Here is a 17,508-nt window from a genome sequence, read left to right on the forward strand (position 1 = left end):
CTATACATCTGCTTATTATTGTCCACACATTGCTCTTTAAAGAAATAGTACCATCTACCATCATAGTCTTGCATCCATCCAACTGCAATATCAGATGAATAACAATAATACCATGTATCTCTATTAGTATCATGAACCCATCCTGTTACTTGTGCATCATTGTTCCATAAAGTCCATTTTCCATTGTTCTCTTTCCAATTTTTATTTGTTAATGCTAATTCTAACATTTAAACATCTCCTTAAAATAAAAAATAAGACAGCCAATCAACTTTAATTCTTAATTTCTTTCTTTTCTCCATCTTTAAGCTGTACTAAAGCATCTAAAATCTTATCTGGAATAGGTAGTCCTAAGCTTGCGCAATTTTCTAATAAACTTAAGCCCTCATTTGCTATGTAGAAATAACATACAAGGCTTCTAAATAACCAATTTCCCATATTTAATAGTCTGTCTAATGCTACAGCTACAATAAGAACTACAAATATAACTGCTTTCCGTGCAATTCCATGAAGTCCTACATTTGAACTTAAGTCTTTATTTATATATCCCCTCAGAACTCCTGTTAAATAGTCCAAGGCCATAAATAATACTAATATCCCTAAAGGCGTGTCCCATGCTCCAAAAAGCCATGTAAGTGCTGTACCTATAATTGCAATGAACGTTTTAAAATATCTTGTTAAAAATTCCATCTCTATACCTCTTTTCTGTAAATTAAGGCAATAAAAAAAGACCTATTAAAGTCCTTAATTATTGCCTGTTATTTAATTATTCTTCTACATCCTCTTGCTGTGCTTCAGTAATTCTTTGCTTTGCCTCATCTAAATATTTCTGGTCTGTAATTTTATCTTCTGCTCCAAATAATACTATTAAGGCTACTGCGCAATCAGATTTAAAGTATTTTGGTACTTTATTAAAAGTCTTCCATCCTTCTACTATAGCCTGTGCATAAGTTATTGATATGTTTTTGATTTCCATTCCTTTTAACATTTCTGACATAAAATCAATTCCTTTCTTTATTAAAAATTTTATATATTCAATAAATGACTTCATAAAATCACCTATTCTTCAGTATTAGTTATACAATCCACATAATCTAATATTTCTAAATCACTTTTTTTTAACTCGTTAATTTGTTTTTTTATTTCATCATTAAGTTCCTTATTTGCTTGTTTAGTTTCTGATAAATCTTCCTTTAGAATATATAGCTCATTTTTCTTCTTTAGTTCTGATGTAATTTTATTTTTATAACTTTCTGATGCATCTTCTGCTACTGTAACAGCTTTATTGTTTTCTAAATCTACACCTATAGGAATTCTATTAGTATCCATATCTTGTACAAACAGACCATAATTATCTGATGCTGGACCTGATGTAAAAACTATATTTCCATCTTTGTCATATACAATTAATGTTTTCATATATCCACTTCCTTCTAGAATTTAAATGCAATATATTTATGAGTAAATTTTGTGTTAGTATCTAAAATCGGCAATGTCAAAACTCCATTATTATACCCATAATAAGAAGGTAGAACTCCTTCTATTTTACCTGGTGAATCAACATCATACGTAAACATTAAATATTTATATGATGTTCCCATGAATCCATTTTTAGCAACTATAGATATGTAATTGCTTGCATTAGCTCCATAGTAAGAATACATAACAACCAAGTCTGGATCAAATGGACATGAAACTGTATGGTCTGCTCCTCCAGCTTTAGTTCCGCTACTATATCTCGCTCCACCTAAACTTTCTATTGTAGCACTTCCAGCACATCCTAAAATATTAGCTCCGGCCACTATATATTGTGGCTGCAAATATGGTACCGCCTGTCTTATCCAAACATCTCCATATAAATAAGCTGGTCTAGGAGGTCTCAAGAAAATTTGTGGTTGAGAATTTCCACCAGTATTTATTGGCCAATAAGCTGTTTCGGTTGCATACTGATGCCCTGTCAAAGAAGTTACATTTTGGGTAACTTTTACAGAATCATAATGTCCTTCTGGAAGATTTAACACTCCATTTATGCTTAATGCTTGTGTAACTGCCCCACGTTCTGGCATACTTCCTGTGTGAATTTCTTCATCACTTCCAATAAATGTTTTAGGTGCTAATACATCTTTTTCGGTAGCAGTAACTTTATCGCCATCTACAGAGCTACCACTACCCAAGAAAAAATTTGAGCCACCATCATAAACAACAGTATATGGATTTCCTGCTTTTAAATTACTTACAGGCTTACCAACACCTTTTAATAAATTATAATCAGTATTTATTTTTACTGCTCCTGTACTATCTTTATCTGCCCAAAATCTAAAAGCAATTCCTTTATTATCAGCAGTTAATGTAATACTTCCTATATCTAAGATATAATTGTTTCCTGTGCCTGTAGAATCTCCAACATTTAATGTGAGTCCTTTGTCAATAATATCTGTATTGAAATTAATCATATTTACATCAACTACATTATTATACTCAGGCTTATTCATTCCATGATTTATTGTATTTTGCACTTATCCTCATTCCTTTCTTATAAAGTAGATAAATCCTTAGTTCTTAAATCTTCCCAAGTAATATTATGTTCCTTACAATATCCCCATGTAATACCAGCAGCTTTAACATCTCCCCAAGTGTTATATTTAAATGTATAAATAATTCCTATATGCGCAGGCACTATCATCCTCATTGTTTTCTTAAAATCAGATAATCTTGGTGGAATACCTATGGTACTTATAAATTTAATTTCTAAAACATAATCCTCATAATGCTCTATAGGATCCACTTCACCATAACCATAAGATAGGGCAACATTTTTAATATGTTTCTTTGTACAGGTACCATAACCTCTTAATTTTGCTTTAATACGTCCTCTACGATTTTCATAAGTATCGTCTAAGACTTTTTCTATAGCAAGTTCATCCTCCCAAAAAGTAAGAGCCCATGTTGCAGTATCAATGAATAGATTGTCAATTAAATCTTTTATATTTCCATTTAAAATATCAATTTGGGCCTGTTGACTGAGATAAATTTTACTCATTATATCTTTTTTATTTATCTTTGGAGTTACATATTTATCAATATTAAATTTTTTTAATATTATTTCACTCATGATAATGTTCCCTCTGTTATTTCCAATGTTCCAAGCACTGGAATTTCAGTATTTTTAATATTTATCCTGCTTGTACCACCATTAATTAATAAAGCATCATAATCTTCAACTTCAACAGTATCTGATATGATGCTTCCAATTTTATTGTAAGATACATAAGTAGATTTATCGGTCTCACTAAAGGCTTTTTCTTTTAAATAATTGGTTATTGAATTTGATATTTTTTTCTTAATATCTTCTAAAGAATATTGTGTAGAATCAAAATAAATAGTAGCACTTATATTTAATGGTACTTCTCCAGCACTAATCACATGAACTTTTGCGTTTACAGGTCTTTCATCTTCTATGTGGTTATAGCATGCAGTCAATAATTCTTCACTGGCCTTTCTTTTGTTTGAATCAGTTATAATTACTAATACATGTCCATTTTGTTCTTCACCCTTTTCATTAGTAGTTTCAAACACCTTACATTTACCAACTCCATTGACTTCTGTGGCCCATATTTTATAGTGGTTAGCATTTCCGCTTGTTGCAGTGGTTCTTATCTTAAATAAATATCTTTCTAATAGATCATAGTCAGATTCTTCATCATAACCATTAACTATTTTTTCTTCATTTGTTATGCTTATTATTCCACTATATTTAAGTGGAAATGTAGTAATTGTATTTGCTTCAACATTATACTTTGAACCTTTTTCTTTTGCTGTAATAGTCACATACCCTACTCCAGTAGAATCTATCACTAAATCTGTATCAGTAATAAAGACAACACCCTCAACTGTACTCACCATACTTTCTGCTGGCAATTTAGAATTGACTCTTCCGGTAACTTTTATAGTTCCAGTTGCGCTTTGAGCTAATTTCCTGTCTACACCTAGATCAGCACATTTTCTTGTCAAATATTCAGAATATCCATTATCACATGCACTTTGAGCAAACATAAATTTTGTTATTTCATCAAGCAACATTGTAATGTAACTAAGTTCATAACTTACAGGCATATCTGCATTATAAAATAGTGTATGTTTATTAGTACTCACATCACTTACTTGAGTAGCCATTTCTTTATAAAATTGTTTCGCATCTTTAAAATATATACTATCCACTAAGTCACCTCCTCAAGTCCTTCATAATTTCCATAAATACTTACCACTGTAAATTCAACAGTTAATTTATCATTTTTATATGAAAGACTTATATCAACAACATCTGTAATATACACATCATCGATTAATGCTTCTTTCAATATTTCTTCAATGTGGAGTTGAGCATATTCAAAATCTTCTCCTCTTAAATCCTTTATTTTAGAACCGACATCTAAATATATAAACCATCTATTTCTGCGTATTAAAAAAATAAGCCATACTCTAACTGCAATGGCATCTATTCCATACACAAATTCAGTATTGCTTATTTCTTCTGTTTCAAAATTAACCGCATATTCTTTTAATAATTCTATTTCTTTTTCACTTTTATTTTCCTTATAGTAATTCATTTTGCCATAGTCATCTGGAAATACACTCATTATAGATCACTTCCCTTTCTGACTTTTGCTTCTAAATAATATTTTTCAAATTCAAGCTTTCTAAGAGCAACTAAATCATTAATTTTTAATTTGAAGTGCATTATCATTTTCTTATTACTAAAACCAACTCTTATAACATTACCATCTGGAACTGTTCCACTTGTTTTACCAGTAGTGGGCTGTTCTGGTATTGTAAATTGTCTTTCATGTTCAAGTAGCTCTTCATTTATATATAGATTTTCTTTTTCCAACACTAACTTTCCAATACAAACTTGTAGTGGATTTATAGATGTTACAATTCCAATCTTTGTTTCTTTTATATCAATACTGCTTTTAGCACTCTTATCGAGTGTTTTATACAGCATTTCTTCCCATTTTTCCATATCAGCCCTCCTATTCTGTTACAGTGTATGAACCGTCAAGTATATTACATCTTGCTCTATCTCTTCTTGGATATCCAAATTTCATAATCTTAGACTTAGCTTCTTCATAATCTCCATTGCAAAGTAAATCTAAAATACTCCATTTCTGATTTCCCCATTGATATGCTATATCTGTCATACAATCAAATGCATATTGATTAAGACTTGCTCCTTTAGCTGTCATCTTCTTTGTAACTTCATTCGCCCATTCTGCTACTTCTTCCTTAAGCCATTCTGTTGCTTCGGCCTCTGTACAAGAAGTAACTCCTTGTGCTTTTAATCTTTTTCCAACAGTACTACTTGCATCTGTTCCATAACCTATAGCTCCATATTTACTAGAATTATCCCAGTGTGATACAAACCCTTCTAGTTCCTTCAACAATTCAATATATTGGCTAGATATACCAGAACTTTCTATAGTTAAATTCTTACCACTATTTTTAGCAATAAAATCTTCTTCTTTTAAAACTCTTCTTACAGAGTAGTAAGAATTTCTTAAACTGCTAATACAAATAGTCCTTCCACTTTCAGGTGCTTCAATGCATTGATTATTTCCAATATACATTTGAACATGTCCTGATGATGGAAATATCAAATCTCCTTTCTTCCATTGACTAACATCCCCAGTATCTACAGCAACTCCTTGGCCCATCTGATTACTTGTTGTGGTTCGTGTAATTTCTATGCCAAAATGCTGATATACAGACTGGGTAAAACCACTACAATCATATCCTTCTTTATTAAGCCAGTTCTTCCAGTTTCCATTAGCACCATCTTTCACTGTTATGTCGTGAGAACTTCCTATGAAGCTATTAACAGTTGATTCTGTTAAAGGTTCACCAGTACCACCCCATACGTATGGGCATCCTATATAAGTTTTAGCATATTCAACTATTTGGTCTGCCAAAGAACCAGTACCTGTATTGTCAGATTGACTTTCTTCTTCCTGTTTAGTTTCTATATCATCCCATGTAGTCATGTCAGTATGCTTGCTCTGACTTAATTCCATTTCTGATATAAAACTTCCATCTTTAAGCCACGTCCATTCTGAAGTAGTTATATACATAAACATATCATAAAAAATAGTGCTTGGAATCTTAACTAGTACACCATAAGCAGGCTTATAATCTAAATCCCCAAAGCACTTTACATATAATTTTTCTTCACCATTATGTTTTTTCATTTCATTTTTGCATTTTTCAACTATTCCAGCAATAGTATCATCATCTGACATTGTTATTGTTTCTTGAATTACTCCATATCTATTGATATTTTCCTGATTTAAAATTACTGTGTTTCTTCCCTCACTCAACTGCTCTGATAAATTATCTTCTTTTGTTTTATCAGAGTTTTCTTTATTGTTATCATTGCTTTTATTATCGCTTTCTGTCATACCATCTTGGTTTAAATCAACTGGAGAAGCATTTTCTTTATATACTCTGTACCGAGTTATCATATTCTCCATACTGTCTTCTTTGTGCCAGTCTAATATATTTCCATCAGCCTTTTTTAGACTACTGCATAATGTAAGAGATAGCCCTGTATAATATCTATCAGATTCTGTTATTATTACTTTTTCTCCATCTGTACTTGTATGCATATAATAATACACACCTGTTTTTTTACGTACATCTGAATATATTGCACTTAATACTTTGTTGGCTTCAACATTTTCAATCAAATGGGTGTCAATCATTAGATTATAGTTTTCTCCAAGCTCTTTCTTTAATTTCTCTTCATCTTGAGTTGTTAATGTCATTCCAATATTCTTATATACCCACTTAACTGCATCAAACACTGTAATTTTACTAAAATTCTTAGTAATCTTACTCTTACAGAACCACCAACAATAATCATATGCTTTAACTGTAATATATTGATTTTTTCCATAAGTATCAACAATAATTGCCTTACCAGTAAATAGAACATCATCTTTATATTTAAGCTGTATTCTATCTCCCTTTTTTATATTGAGCGGAACTATTTCAGGAGAATAAACTGAATAAGGTAATTTAAATTCAAGTTCTGTACTTATTTTGGTATAGCTCATAGACATTTTTATTTCACTGCAATAATCTACAATATGATTCCAGTCTTTAGTATCATAATCTATCCATATTAGATCTAAATTCTTATCAAACATATTCTGTTCCTTTCTATATATTCAGTTTATCTCCAACCTTTATTCCTAAAGGATTAGTAAGATTATTATTCTTCATAATATCAACATATCTTGTGGAATCACCATATACTTTACTTGCAATTATCAGTATCGTGTCACCATCTTGAACTGTATATGTAGTAGAGTTGTTATAAACTATTTTGTTAGTTTCCTGTAACTTAGAATTATTTAACTCAAGTTTTTTATATTCTTGAAATTCTATAGTATATTTAACATCTCTGCTTCCATCTTCTTCTCCATAAGAAAATCCTGTTATTTTGCAATTCTGTCTTGTAACATTTCCAGTAATATCATCATAATATCTTAATAGTAATGGATGCTGTTTTGTCATCCACCCCCATAATGTATTAACAAAAAATCCTACTGATTTAGGATTTAAATTAAAATCATATTCATTATCTGGATGTGGGAAAAAACTTTTTGCGGTCCATGTCGCTAATATAGAAGTTGCTCCAGTTCCAATTTCTCCAAACCCAAATAAGTCTTGAGTCTGATTAGACATTTTATAATTGTAAGTAATAAAAGGAGTTACTGGAAATAATATTTCTTTATTTTCTATTAAACTTTTAAGATATAATTTCCTCATGATCTTCCTCCTTAATCACCATTTCTAGTTGTTGCATACTGTTGATACTGTTTCATTACATTTTTCATAAGTTCATCAGTGTTAACATCCTTATCAATTCTTTCAACATTTACACTTATAGATGGTTGCTGGAATTTTGCATAGGATGCATCATGATTATAGAACTTTTCATAATCATATAAATTTTTATATTTTGATTTTGTGCTATCACCCCATTCATAAATATTATCAGATACTCCATTTAACTTTGCATCAGCCCTGTCACTATCTGCCCATGCTTTAGTTACATTTGCTTTGTAATTTTTATCTGCATCATCATTACCCATCATTTTTTCGTATAACCAGTTCCATCCTGCACCACCTTGTTTAATAAGTGCTTCTGCTGCTGCTATTCCATCCACTTTATTTCCTTTAGATGCAAACCAGTTTACAGGATTTAATCCATTTCCAATCTTATGTAGGATTCCATTTTCATTAAATAGGCTTTTGCTTGCTGCTGCAAAAACTCCTATTCCTATAGTCGCTTTTCCTAAAGAACTAGATAAAAGGCTCAACGCCCCAGAACAAAGACCACTAGAACCTAATAATCCTCCAGCTCCACTTCCTCCAATTATTCCAATTAAATTTCTTAAAGGAGATAATACACTTCCAGCAACTTTCAAGCCTATTAATGCAGTTCCTGCTTTAAGAAGTATATCAACAGCTTCAGGATTTTCAGACAAGTAATTTAAGAAATCAGATATTTTACCGCCTACTTTTCCAAGAAAATCTCCTATTTTTTCAGCTCCACCACTTTCAGCAAATCTATTTACACTTGCAATTAATGTTTCAAGTGATTTGGCTAAATTCGCAAACAATGAACCATCTTTAACAGTACCATCTTCTGCTATTCCCATTAATCCAGCCAATGCCTTTTTCCAGTTACCTTTTAAAGTAGATACTCTACCTTCAAAAGTTTTACCATACTTTTCAGTTATCCCTGTGATACCTTTATCATCAAGATAAGATTGAAAGACTTTCATCAAATTTTCTTTACTGGTTACCTGTCCCTTTTTATTAGAAAAACTATCCAATCCTTTTTCTTTAGCATAATCTTCTAATCCTTGCCTTTTCACGCCAAGAATTGTCTGCAATCTCATCCATTCACCATTTTGAGCATCATTTATAGCAAGAACAGCTTCATTTATTCCTCCGACTTTTCTTAGTTTTGCTAATGAACCTAAATCACCATATAGTTTCATAGCACTCTCAGAATCATCCATGTCTAAGGCCTTTGCAGTAGATAAACTGTTTACAACTTCTCCTTCTTCGAACGGTGTCTCATTTGCATAATTAGTCGCCCATTTATACTTCTCTACACCATTTCCGTTATACATTGCATCCAAATACATTTTTGCATTTTGGAACTCTACTGCACTATCTAACGATTCTTTAAATAAAGATGTCATTCCTTTAAGGCTTAAAAAGCCTGCCGTTAATTTACTTAAAGTTCCTAAAATTGAATTACTAAAATTATTAGAAGATTGTCTAATATTATTAAATGCATCTGTACCTACTTGCCTTATTCTTCCTAATACATCAATCCATGCATTTCCTGTAGTTGGAGCTGATCTCTGTACAGATTGTGTTGCTCTTCTCATAGCCTGTTGCATAGTATAACCTTGTTGAACATATTGTTGTGCTAATTGCTGTATCTGTTGTTGCATACGTCGAGTTGCAAGACGATTACTGGCTTCACTTTGTTCAATTCTATCTCTAAAAGTATTTAAGTTATTATTAGCTTGCTGAACCGAACGTGAAAATTGTTGTAAAGTTCTTGTAAATCCATCTCTTAGGTTTAAAGTACCACCATATAAATTTCCCATAAACACCATCCTTTACATATGTTTTATTTTTTCAACTTCTTCCTGTATATGCTCTTCTCTATTTACATACATGGAAGATATAAAGAATTGTGCTTTAAAAAAAGGAAGATTTTCGAGATATTCCAATGTAAACCCTCTATCTATATAGTAAGAATACATTCTACCTCTTTCATCTTCCTTTATTAGTTTTTTATTTCTTCCTGCATTTCATTTTTAGATGGGACTTCATTTAAACCACTTATTTCTAAAATTTTATTTGCAATATCAATAATTTCATATGGCTTAAAAATCTTTTTTACTACTTCATATGGATTTCCAATAGATACTCCAAGCTGCTTCCATAAATCTTTATCTTTCAAATTCGGCTCAGTAACACCTTCATAAACTGTCCTTATCTGTGCAGTATATTCATTTTTGCAAGTGTATGTTAAATCCAATAATCTTTCTACATCAACTGCTTTTAACTCTATATCATCACCAAGTCTTTTTACCTTGTAATTTTCACGTTTATCATTAAAATTGCATATTTCAAGTTTTTCTTTTATAATTCTATCAACTGTAATCAAATCAATCTTCCTTTCTTATATAAAATAAAAGAGATGTTATAAAACACCTCAATTATTCATAATTAACATTCTGTGTATTATAAGAGAAATCATAAGTATTCTCTAATAAATTCTTTGTAATATCACCTTGTAATGGCTTGAATTTCTTCATTTTGCACTTCTGTATAGTTACTCTTTCGTAACCATCACATTCAGGATCATTGCTTTGCCCTGTTAAATCAAAGACAAATGCCTTATTATTTTTAATGCATTCATTTATTTTTTGATTCAATCCATTGTAAGTTTTCCAGAATGTTAGACTTCCACTTCCTGTAGAACCAACAACTCTCTCACCTTCTCCAAGCTGTCCTGCTATTGGAACCTGTTCAGTTTTTAATTCAGATGTAGAATCTGCCCCTTTAACTTCAGCATAAAGTTCACCATCTATCCATAAACTAAAAAAACGGCCTCTTACAATGTCATTTTCATCAAAAATCTCCATAAAATCACCAGCTTCCTATTAATAATTTATAATAAGTTCAAGATCTTCCATTACATCTACTGGATATACATGCCATTTCAAAAACACATGCTCACCATAATCATGTGTAAGAATCTCATTATCTGCTAATTCAGATACATCAACACCTCTTTCATCTTCAAGATAATTTTTCATAGCTTCAATGTTCTGCTCACAATAGCTCTTATATTCAGTAGCATTATTAAGATATTTTTTTCTGCTTAAAGTATTAAGATAAAGATTATACTTTGTACAAAGATTCTGTCTTTCATCAAAAGTATTTTCCTTTTTACCTTTATAATTTGCTTTCCATTCAAGCTTTGCATCATCTCTTATCATATCTAATATTTCAACAATTCTTATTTTTTTAAGCTGCTCTTTTTCACCTTCGGCAATTGTTGTCTTGCTATTTACACCTCTAGCAAATACAAAGTATTCAAGATCATTATCATAAGTTAAAATGAGTTGCCCTGCATCAATAGCAGCATCTTCATCCTCTATTTCACTTACTGCGGTTACACCTTGTGCTTGTCTATTAGTCATAGATTTATTAATAGCACCTGTTGCACACATACAAGCTACATCAACACAATATTCAGCACCAGTTAATTCTTCACCGTCAACCGTTATATTTGTATGTGGAAAATTAATTACTCCTTCATCATCACCTGCATATCCATTTAAAATGGCGTGTACTAAAATATTATTTTGTTTTCTTTGCTCCTTTATAAAATCTCCTACTAACTTCTTATCTGTTTCACTTGTCGCTGTAGGACATGCTAAATAATTAAATTTAATTCCATTAATCTTATCTAAAGCAGTCTGGAGTGTTTCTTCATTTGTTGAATCATAACAAACAATTTTCATATTCTTAACATTGTATTTAATGAAACATTTACTTATAATTTTTTTATTTTCTGCTGAATAAGTTTCCTTAACATTCCTTTTTCTAGCATACTTATGTACACCTGTAACCTTATCATCTAAGATGAGCATTGCTATTCCTCTTACACTTCTAGCTCCCGCATTTTCAGCTAAAGCCTGCAAGTCAATCTTTTCAACTGGCATTCCCATAAGCTAATCCCTCCTTATATCTGAATATCTAATTTCTGCATTAATTTTGTATAATAATCTTCAGGCCAGACTTCTTCATTTCTATTAAAGAAATCAAAAGTTAAACATAAAGAAAAAACATTTTTTGTACTCCAAATCTTTTTCTGAAATACAACAAATGTTTTTTCTACTTTAATACCCATAGTAAATAAATTATTTAGTATGGTTTTCATACTTAATTTATCTTCTTGAGATAAGTCTCTTTCTTCAACATATTCTATTGTTACATTAAATAATTCTTTACTATACCGCCTGTAGGTATCACTATCTAATGGTGTTACATCAACAAAAAAGGTAGGTTTTTTTATATCGGCACTACATGCATCTGCAATTATTTTATAATCCTTAGAAGGAAATTTTTCTCTTAATTTACTACAGAAAGCATATAATATTGCTATATCCGTTATCATATTCTACCAAACCTTTCTTGTAATTTCTGCTTTAATTTATCCTCTAACTTATTTTCAGCAACAGTAAGTCCATCTCTTATCATATGAGCTCCTTGTATGTGCTTTCCAGTAAGTTTCTTTCCTAAAACAGGTACATACTGTCCAGCTTTTTGAGTATATCCTTCTTCAACATACGGAGCATATTGAATATTACTACCAACATCTACAGTTAAATTACTTTTATCAACATCATCATGTGTAATGGAACGCCTTAGAATACCAAAACCTACAGGAGTCATTGCTTTAATTTCTGCTACTGCTTCAGTCGCACTTTCTTCAAGAACTTCAATGCAGCATTGTTTTATTTCTTCTGCAAGCCTTTCCATATCATCATTAATATTACTCATTAGAAATCACCTCAACTTTATGATCTACATCATTGAGTAAAATTTCATAGTAATCATCATCCCATGGAATTTCTTTTATTTCATAAAATTTATTGTTAAACTCTATATAATTACCTATAACAATTTCAGGAATAATATCAGAAAACATTCTCCTACTACATTCAGTGTCATATCCATAGTCCTTCTTTGCTCTAGCAGTAGAATAAGGTTGTATATCGACCATAATAGGCTCTTTATTAATCTTACTATATCCTTCTCTGTCGATACCATGCTCATCCTCATACTCACCATAGGCATAAATATTAATTTCTTTATTGTAAAACCAATTCATAAGCCCTCCTACATCATTTTTACTAAAGGACAACCTAATAAAATTTTTAAAACAGGATCAGAATTTACCTTATTAGTAATAGTATCGTTTGTACTTATTCCACTTGTTTCATATTCTATTTCTCTTTCCCCTTGTTTAATCTTTTTAATTGCACCTGTAGCAGCAGAATTGCTTGATGAACTAGAAGTCATAGAACCAGTATTAAAAAATAAATCAAAATTACCTGTGATATATTCTATTGCATCTGAGTATTTTCTTTTTACATATCCATCTGACCAATCTTCTCTATTTTTATATGTTTTAATTAATCTTAAAACCAATCTATTTTTTAATTCTTCCGATATAGCCATTCTAATCCTCCTCAAAAGAGAGATTTTAAGTCTCTCTATGATAATGTAATAGTTGCTATTCCTAGTTCTTCTCCATGTGGTAATGTAGGTAGTGCAGTAGCTGCTGCTTTAGTGAACTCCCCTACTGGATCTATAGATGTGTAAGTTCCAACAAAAATTTTATTGTCTAGCATTGATGCTTCTTCCATCTTTCCATCACCAATAAGTTTTACTTCTTCAGCAGTAAGTCCATAAATTGTTTCTCCTAATGTTTCATCACCAAACATGGCAATACAGTTCTCAGGGAAATATCTTTCAGTAGTAAATCCTTTTGCTCCTTCTTTCTTGTATTTGCCTTCATAAATTACTATCTGAGGCAATTCTAATTGGACTAAAAGTTCATTTAATGAAGCCAAAGTAACAATTTTATCTGAGTTAACTCCATAAACTGCTTTTCTTACACTATCGCAATTACAGATAGTTCTTACTAATCTTCTTGAAGTCAAAGCTCTTGTTGGTCTGTAACCACTTTCTTTTTCAACTGCATCTGCTAATGTAGTTAAATCATCTAATGGAGTGTCACTTGCAGGTGTTTTCCATGTGAATGTTTTTTTGTTTCCACTAGGAACTTTATAATCTATTGTCACCTTTACTCCATTTTCATTGATAGCAATTTTACCAGTAGATAATAATTCCATTCTCATTGCTTCAACTCTAACCTTTACTGAATCAGTCATCTTTTCTGCATCATTATAAAGCTGAGATAATACAAAGGCTAATTCTGAATCTGTTCTTGGATTGTTAACCTTTATAATTTCTTTTTCTGCAATCTTAATTTTTCTCTTAATAAGTGCTAAACTTGCAACACCTTTTTCGATTGCTTCTCTGCTGGCAATTTGAGTTTCAGTATCAAAAGCGTGAACCTCGGCTGTAACTGGAAGCCCTCCAGTTCCTAAAATCATATCAAACTCAATATCTTGAATCTTTCTTTCTGGAAAAAGACTTTCTCCCAACATTGGAGTTACTTGTCTTTCCTTAAAATAGTTAATTAATTCTTCTGTATTAAAAACTTCTTCTAATCTTGGCATATATTATTCACCTTCCTATCTAAATTTTATATTTGGTAATGCTGCTTTTATTGCTTCTACTGCTTTTTCTGCAAATCCATCTAAGACTCTATCACTTCTTAAATATCCTTCTACAATAAGAGAACCAGCCTCATCTCCATTAGTAACATCAACACTCTTATACAATATTCCTACTGGAGTAGTAGATAGAGTTTCTGAACCACTTGTACCCTTTTGAGTAACAACTTTACCATCAGCATCAATTAATGAACCTGATAAAACGTACTTCTTTCCATTTTCATCAGCTTTAGTTACATTAGATGCCAGTATTGTTCCACTAAAGGTAACTAGATTTTTTTCTGTAACCAAAATTTCCAAATCACTTTCATAAGTTTTCTTTTCAAAATACATATTTATTCCTCCCTATTTTGCAGCCCAAGGATTACTTGGAGCTGATTTATTTGCATTAGCTTTAGCTGCTAATGTTGCACCTATACTTGTTTTTTCTCCACTTCCACTTGCACCTGGTATATATGAATGAGATTTCATTTTTTGATCAACTAATGTTTCTAGGCTTTTTGACCATTCTTCATTAATTGAGTCTAATGTTGCTTTAGTTTCATCAATATCGCTTCCTAAACATCTCTTTATTATCCCAGCTGGCAAATTCATTTCCTTTTCTTTTGCATATCCATTAGCACTATCTAATAAATTTTGTCTTTCTTCCTTGGCTTTCATTTCATCAATTTGTTTTTGCATTTCTGAAAGCTTCTTATCTTTTGGATCAGTAATTAAATCCGGGTATTTTGCCTTGAGTTCTTCTGCAAATACAGTTTCCCAACTACCATTTTCCTTCATAGTTTTTATTTCTTTTGAACTATGCTTATCATTTTCGCTATTCATAAACTTTTGAAACTCTTTATCTGCTTTTATTTTATTTTTAAAAACATCAAGTGTTGGTTCTTCACCCTTAAATGCTGTTTCAATATCAGTTCCTTTTAAAAGTTCATTAATATCTTCATCATCCTTAGCCTGTTCAATTTTTTTTAATAAATCTTTCTTTAGCATATAAATTTTCTCCTTTCACTCCACACGCCAATACTGGTACGCAGAACGCTTTAAAATTAATTTCTAATATGATTACACCTTATACACTAAATGCACATAAGACGTAAAATTTTGCATAAAAAATAAGCCTGTTTTACGACTAATTGCTTAAAGTCAATTAAATATTAATTTTATCGTAATAAATCATCATATATTTCTTCAAAACACTCACCATGCGCACATCCTATAATTTTTATTCCATCAAATGCTTTTAAAGTCAAATCTTCATTATAGGAATTTTTATAATATTCAAGTTTCTTAGAAAAGTTTTCACTTGGGTTTATAATAATTTCTGGCTTCGGATATCCTTGCATTTGAATTTTTACACCAACAAAATTTTCTTCATTTTTAACAGCTTCGTCATAACATTTCTCTAAATCATTTATAGTCATCTTTCAATTCCTCCTAAAATAAAAATTTAATTCCTAACGCAATCAAAACACCTATAAGGCTTAAATAACCAAACATCAGTGCAATAAAACCTATTTTAAAAAACTTTTCAAACATGGAACCCTCCCTTAATTTTTTGCATAATAAAAACATTACTTAATATCTTTGAATTTAATCTTTCTTTTCAACTTATTTTCAATCATTCTTTTAAATATAAATTTTTCTTTAATGTTCCATATCATATAGTATATAAATTGCATAATTATTATTGTTAATAATATTAATAGAAGTTGCAGCATACAAATCCTCCTAAAATAAAAGTATTCTCAAAAAAGAGAATACTTAAAATTTTTTTATTAATTTTTTTATTGTTTTATTATTATGATTTTGAGCAATAAAGTAAACTTTCTTCAATTTAGAAAATTCAATCATATTTTCATTATATATATTTCCACACATATTAATTTCAATCATGTTCTTAGGCAATATGTGTATCAAATTAAAATCTTTATATTCCAAGAAACAATCATGTTGTATATATTCATCTCTATTATTAGGTTTATTATAAATACTTCTACTTTCTAATACAAATTCTACTTTAAAATCCTTTAATATTTTTATTGTTTCAGAACTATTATATATTTGTACTCTAAATTTATAACCACATGCATCTGCTTTTGTTACATCTGTTACAATTATATCAGTAAATCCTCGTTCATTCTCACCTGAATATTCTATAGATATATCATTAAAATAAAATTTCAACCTACCTAGACTTTTAATAAGTTCAGTTGTTATAAGAGTTGCTACCGTTCCAAACACAGCACCAATAATTCCTTGAAAGCCTGAAATAAAACTTATTATATAGTTCATAAATTACCACCTCAATAAGTTCATTTCAATAAAAAATCAAATTTTCCTCTAATTTTGTTTAAAATAAAAGTACCTACTCTTTTTTCTAAGTAAGTGCTTTTTATTTTCTTCTTGGATCTTCATGATTATATGCACAATCACCATTTCCAAGTCTACAAAAATGTTGTAAAACATCTTTGTCTAATTCCTTGATTTCTTTTACATTAGATTTTTTTAAAATTAATTGAAAATCTTGTAATCGAGTTGTATTTAACAATTTTTCTTTTAATGTTAATTCCATCTAAATCAACTCCTTAATAAAATTATACAGCTTTATCTCTCTAATTTTCAAGTTATCCGGATTTGAAATATATTCTTTATATCCTTCTGAAAAATATTCTCCTAAAACCTTATAGTTAAATTCACCAGTTTGAAAGTTAATGCTATAAATCCTATTTTAAAATATTTTTCAAACATAAAACCCTCCTAAAATAAAACTATAGTCTTTGTCCCAAAACTTTATTAATCTTTTCTGCTAATTCATTTGCAATTTTTTCTACATCTACAGATGTATTAACATTTAAAACTATATTAGATTTATATTGGTTATCTTTTAAAGGATTTACAATTGCTTTGACTTCTGCAATCTCTAAAGGATTTATGATTGCATAATCACCTATAACAACGCATTTATTTTGTTCAAGATGTAATAATGCGTAAGCATCCATTATATTTTTAGCTTTATCCAATTCTACATTATATTCATTAC

General features: G+C 30.3%; 26 protein-coding genes and 1 pseudogene. All 27 read right to left on the reverse strand.

Going from position 1 to position 17,508, the window contains the following annotated elements; translation table 11 throughout:
* Window positions 1-227: pseudogene (locus Q0F58_RS12105) on the reverse strand (hypothetical protein); the annotation flags it as partial.
* 43 nt (window positions 228-270) lie between these two features.
* Window positions 271-687 carry a holin family protein gene (locus Q0F58_RS12110; protein WP_294376865.1) on the reverse strand — a complete coding sequence of 139 codons (417 nt, stop codon included), beginning with the start codon at window positions 685-687 and terminating at the stop codon, window positions 271-273.
* A gap of 76 nt (window positions 688-763) precedes the next feature.
* Window positions 764-1,048, reverse strand: coding sequence for a hypothetical protein (locus Q0F58_RS12115; protein ID WP_294376867.1), 285 nt, complete (start codon window positions 1,046-1,048; stop codon window positions 764-766).
* Window positions 1,049-1,056: 8 nt separating this feature from the next.
* Window positions 1,057-1,416 (reverse strand): hypothetical protein, encoded by a 360-nt coding sequence (locus Q0F58_RS12120; RefSeq protein ID WP_294376869.1) that lies wholly within the window; start codon window positions 1,414-1,416, stop codon window positions 1,057-1,059.
* 14 nt (window positions 1,417-1,430) lie between these two features.
* Window positions 1,431-2,513 carry a hypothetical protein gene (locus tag Q0F58_RS12125; RefSeq protein ID WP_294376871.1) on the reverse strand — a complete coding sequence of 361 codons (1,083 nt, stop codon included), beginning with the start codon at window positions 2,511-2,513 and terminating at the stop codon, window positions 1,431-1,433.
* A gap of 17 nt (window positions 2,514-2,530) precedes the next feature.
* On the reverse strand, window positions 2,531-3,109 hold the full coding sequence (locus Q0F58_RS12130; protein ID WP_294376874.1) for a putative phage tail protein: 579 nt from the start codon (window positions 3,107-3,109) through the stop codon (window positions 2,531-2,533).
* On the reverse strand, window positions 3,106-4,215 hold the full coding sequence (locus tag Q0F58_RS12135) for a baseplate J/gp47 family protein (protein WP_294376878.1): 1,110 nt from the start codon (window positions 4,213-4,215) through the stop codon (window positions 3,106-3,108). Before Q0F58_RS12135 ends, Q0F58_RS12130 begins: the two co-directional genes overlap by 4 nt.
* A complete protein-coding gene (locus Q0F58_RS12140) occupies window positions 4,215-4,634 on the reverse strand; it encodes a DUF2634 domain-containing protein (protein ID WP_294376883.1) in 420 nt (139 codons plus the stop codon). Before Q0F58_RS12140 ends, Q0F58_RS12135 begins: the two co-directional genes overlap by 1 nt.
* Window positions 4,634-5,017 (reverse strand): DUF2577 family protein, encoded by a 384-nt coding sequence (locus tag Q0F58_RS12145; protein WP_294376885.1) that lies wholly within the window; start codon window positions 5,015-5,017, stop codon window positions 4,634-4,636. The genes Q0F58_RS12140 and Q0F58_RS12145 overlap by 1 nt, the downstream gene beginning before the upstream one ends.
* A 10-nt stretch (window positions 5,018-5,027) precedes the next feature.
* Window positions 5,028-7,199 (reverse strand): NlpC/P60 family protein, encoded by a 2,172-nt coding sequence (locus tag Q0F58_RS12150; RefSeq protein WP_294376887.1) that lies wholly within the window; start codon window positions 7,197-7,199, stop codon window positions 5,028-5,030.
* A gap of 13 nt (window positions 7,200-7,212) precedes the next feature.
* Complete coding sequence (locus tag Q0F58_RS12155) at window positions 7,213-7,824, reverse strand: LysM peptidoglycan-binding domain-containing protein (protein WP_294376890.1); 612 nt, start codon at window positions 7,822-7,824, stop codon at window positions 7,213-7,215.
* Window positions 7,825-7,835: 11 nt separating this feature from the next.
* Window positions 7,836-9,689 carry a hypothetical protein gene (locus tag Q0F58_RS12160; RefSeq protein ID WP_294376894.1) on the reverse strand — a complete coding sequence of 618 codons (1,854 nt, stop codon included), beginning with the start codon at window positions 9,687-9,689 and terminating at the stop codon, window positions 7,836-7,838.
* Window positions 9,690-9,701: 12 nt separating this feature from the next.
* A complete protein-coding gene (locus Q0F58_RS12165; RefSeq protein WP_294376898.1) occupies window positions 9,702-9,848 on the reverse strand; it encodes a hypothetical protein in 147 nt (48 codons plus the stop codon).
* Window positions 9,849-9,871: 23 nt separating this feature from the next.
* Window positions 9,872-10,255: a phage tail assembly chaperone gene (locus Q0F58_RS12170; RefSeq protein WP_294376901.1), complete on the reverse strand. Its 384-nt coding sequence runs from the start codon at window positions 10,253-10,255 to the stop codon at window positions 9,872-9,874.
* Window positions 10,256-10,307: 52 nt separating this feature from the next.
* A complete protein-coding gene (locus Q0F58_RS12175; RefSeq protein ID WP_294376903.1) occupies window positions 10,308-10,736 on the reverse strand; it encodes a phage tail tube protein in 429 nt (142 codons plus the stop codon).
* Window positions 10,737-10,754: 18 nt separating this feature from the next.
* Window positions 10,755-11,828, reverse strand: a complete 1,074-nt coding sequence (locus Q0F58_RS12180) for a phage tail sheath subtilisin-like domain-containing protein (RefSeq protein WP_294376906.1) — start codon at window positions 11,826-11,828, stop codon at window positions 10,755-10,757.
* Between the two features lie 14 nt (window positions 11,829-11,842).
* Window positions 11,843-12,277, reverse strand: coding sequence for a DUF6838 family protein (locus Q0F58_RS12185; protein ID WP_294376908.1), 435 nt, complete (start codon window positions 12,275-12,277; stop codon window positions 11,843-11,845).
* Entirely contained in the window at window positions 12,274-12,663 is a 390-nt protein-coding gene (locus Q0F58_RS12190) for an HK97 gp10 family phage protein (RefSeq protein ID WP_294376909.1), read from the reverse strand. Before Q0F58_RS12190 ends, Q0F58_RS12185 begins: the two co-directional genes overlap by 4 nt.
* The gene (locus tag Q0F58_RS12195) at window positions 12,656-12,994 is read right to left on the reverse strand and encodes a hypothetical protein (RefSeq protein ID WP_294376910.1); all 339 of its coding nucleotides are present in this window, start codon (window positions 12,992-12,994) and stop codon (window positions 12,656-12,658) included. Before Q0F58_RS12195 ends, Q0F58_RS12190 begins: the two co-directional genes overlap by 8 nt.
* Before the next feature lie 8 nt (window positions 12,995-13,002).
* Window positions 13,003-13,344, reverse strand: coding sequence for a hypothetical protein (locus Q0F58_RS12200; RefSeq protein WP_294376912.1), 342 nt, complete (start codon window positions 13,342-13,344; stop codon window positions 13,003-13,005).
* Window positions 13,345-13,379: 35 nt separating this feature from the next.
* Complete coding sequence (locus tag Q0F58_RS12205) at window positions 13,380-14,411, reverse strand: major capsid protein (RefSeq protein ID WP_294376915.1); 1,032 nt, start codon at window positions 14,409-14,411, stop codon at window positions 13,380-13,382.
* A 15-nt stretch (window positions 14,412-14,426) separates the two neighbouring features.
* On the reverse strand, window positions 14,427-14,801 hold the full coding sequence (locus tag Q0F58_RS12210; RefSeq protein WP_294376917.1) for a hypothetical protein: 375 nt from the start codon (window positions 14,799-14,801) through the stop codon (window positions 14,427-14,429).
* Window positions 14,802-14,813: 12 nt separating this feature from the next.
* Window positions 14,814-15,458 carry a DUF4355 domain-containing protein gene (locus tag Q0F58_RS12215; protein ID WP_294376920.1) on the reverse strand — a complete coding sequence of 215 codons (645 nt, stop codon included), beginning with the start codon at window positions 15,456-15,458 and terminating at the stop codon, window positions 14,814-14,816.
* Window positions 15,459-15,628: 170 nt separating this feature from the next.
* Entirely contained in the window at window positions 15,629-15,889 is a 261-nt protein-coding gene (locus tag Q0F58_RS12220; protein ID WP_294376922.1) for a hypothetical protein, read from the reverse strand.
* Between the two features lie 340 nt (window positions 15,890-16,229).
* The gene (locus Q0F58_RS12225; RefSeq protein WP_294376924.1) at window positions 16,230-16,760 is read right to left on the reverse strand and encodes a hypothetical protein; all 531 of its coding nucleotides are present in this window, start codon (window positions 16,758-16,760) and stop codon (window positions 16,230-16,232) included.
* Window positions 16,761-16,860: 100 nt separating this feature from the next.
* Entirely contained in the window at window positions 16,861-17,040 is a 180-nt protein-coding gene (locus Q0F58_RS12230) for a hypothetical protein (protein WP_294376927.1), read from the reverse strand.
* 196 nt (window positions 17,041-17,236) lie between these two features.
* Window positions 17,237-17,508 (reverse strand): hypothetical protein (locus Q0F58_RS12235; RefSeq protein WP_294376930.1); only part of this gene is annotated, 272 nt, incomplete at its 5' end.

The sequence above is a fragment of the uncultured Clostridium sp. genome (assembly GCF_934754915.1).
GTDB lineage: Bacteria > Bacillota > Clostridia > Clostridiales > Clostridiaceae > Clostridium.

Bases quoted from the DNA above. Each gene is read 5' to 3' on its own strand.
- Q0F58_RS12110 (WP_294376865.1), bottom strand. From the start codon at position 687: ATGGAATTTTTAACAAGATATTTTAAAACGTTCATTGCAATTATAGGT.
- Q0F58_RS12115 (WP_294376867.1), bottom strand. From the start codon at position 1,048: ATGAAGTCATTTATTGAATATATAAAATTTTTAATAAAGAAAGGAATT.
- Q0F58_RS12120 (WP_294376869.1), bottom strand. From the start codon at position 1,416: ATGAAAACATTAATTGTATATGACAAAGATGGAAATATAGTTTTTACA.
- Q0F58_RS12130 (WP_294376874.1), bottom strand. From the start codon at position 3,109: ATGAGTGAAATAATATTAAAAAAATTTAATATTGATAAATATGTAACT.
- Q0F58_RS12140 (WP_294376883.1), bottom strand. From the start codon at position 4,634: ATGAGTGTATTTCCAGATGACTATGGCAAAATGAATTACTATAAGGAA.
- Q0F58_RS12145 (WP_294376885.1), bottom strand. From the start codon at position 5,017: ATGGAAAAATGGGAAGAAATGCTGTATAAAACACTCGATAAGAGTGCT.
- Q0F58_RS12150 (WP_294376887.1), bottom strand. From the start codon at position 7,199: ATGTTTGATAAGAATTTAGATCTAATATGGATAGATTATGATACTAAA.
- Q0F58_RS12155 (WP_294376890.1), bottom strand. From the start codon at position 7,824: ATGAGGAAATTATATCTTAAAAGTTTAATAGAAAATAAAGAAATATTA.
- Q0F58_RS12160 (WP_294376894.1), bottom strand. From the start codon at position 9,689: ATGGGAAATTTATATGGTGGTACTTTAAACCTAAGAGATGGATTTACA.
- Q0F58_RS12165 (WP_294376898.1), bottom strand. From the start codon at position 9,848: ATGTATTCTTACTATATAGATAGAGGGTTTACATTGGAATATCTCGAA.
- Q0F58_RS12175 (WP_294376903.1), bottom strand. From the start codon at position 10,736: ATGGAGATTTTTGATGAAAATGACATTGTAAGAGGCCGTTTTTTTAGT.
- Q0F58_RS12180 (WP_294376906.1), bottom strand. From the start codon at position 11,828: ATGGGAATGCCAGTTGAAAAGATTGACTTGCAGGCTTTAGCTGAAAAT.
- Q0F58_RS12185 (WP_294376908.1), bottom strand. From the start codon at position 12,277: ATGATAACGGATATAGCAATATTATATGCTTTCTGTAGTAAATTAAGA.
- Q0F58_RS12190 (WP_294376909.1), bottom strand. From the start codon at position 12,663: ATGAGTAATATTAATGATGATATGGAAAGGCTTGCAGAAGAAATAAAA.
- Q0F58_RS12195 (WP_294376910.1), bottom strand. From the start codon at position 12,994: ATGAATTGGTTTTACAATAAAGAAATTAATATTTATGCCTATGGTGAG.
- Q0F58_RS12200 (WP_294376912.1), bottom strand. From the start codon at position 13,344: ATGGCTATATCGGAAGAATTAAAAAATAGATTGGTTTTAAGATTAATT.
- Q0F58_RS12205 (WP_294376915.1), bottom strand. From the start codon at position 14,411: ATGCCAAGATTAGAAGAAGTTTTTAATACAGAAGAATTAATTAACTAT.
- Q0F58_RS12210 (WP_294376917.1), bottom strand. From the start codon at position 14,801: ATGTATTTTGAAAAGAAAACTTATGAAAGTGATTTGGAAATTTTGGTT.
- Q0F58_RS12215 (WP_294376920.1), bottom strand. From the start codon at position 15,458: ATGCTAAAGAAAGATTTATTAAAAAAAATTGAACAGGCTAAGGATGAT.
- Q0F58_RS12220 (WP_294376922.1), bottom strand. From the start codon at position 15,889: ATGACTATAAATGATTTAGAGAAATGTTATGACGAAGCTGTTAAAAAT.
- Q0F58_RS12225 (WP_294376924.1), bottom strand. From the start codon at position 16,760: ATGAACTATATAATAAGTTTTATTTCAGGCTTTCAAGGAATTATTGGT.
- Q0F58_RS12230 (WP_294376927.1), bottom strand. From the start codon at position 17,040: ATGGAATTAACATTAAAAGAAAAATTGTTAAATACAACTCGATTACAA.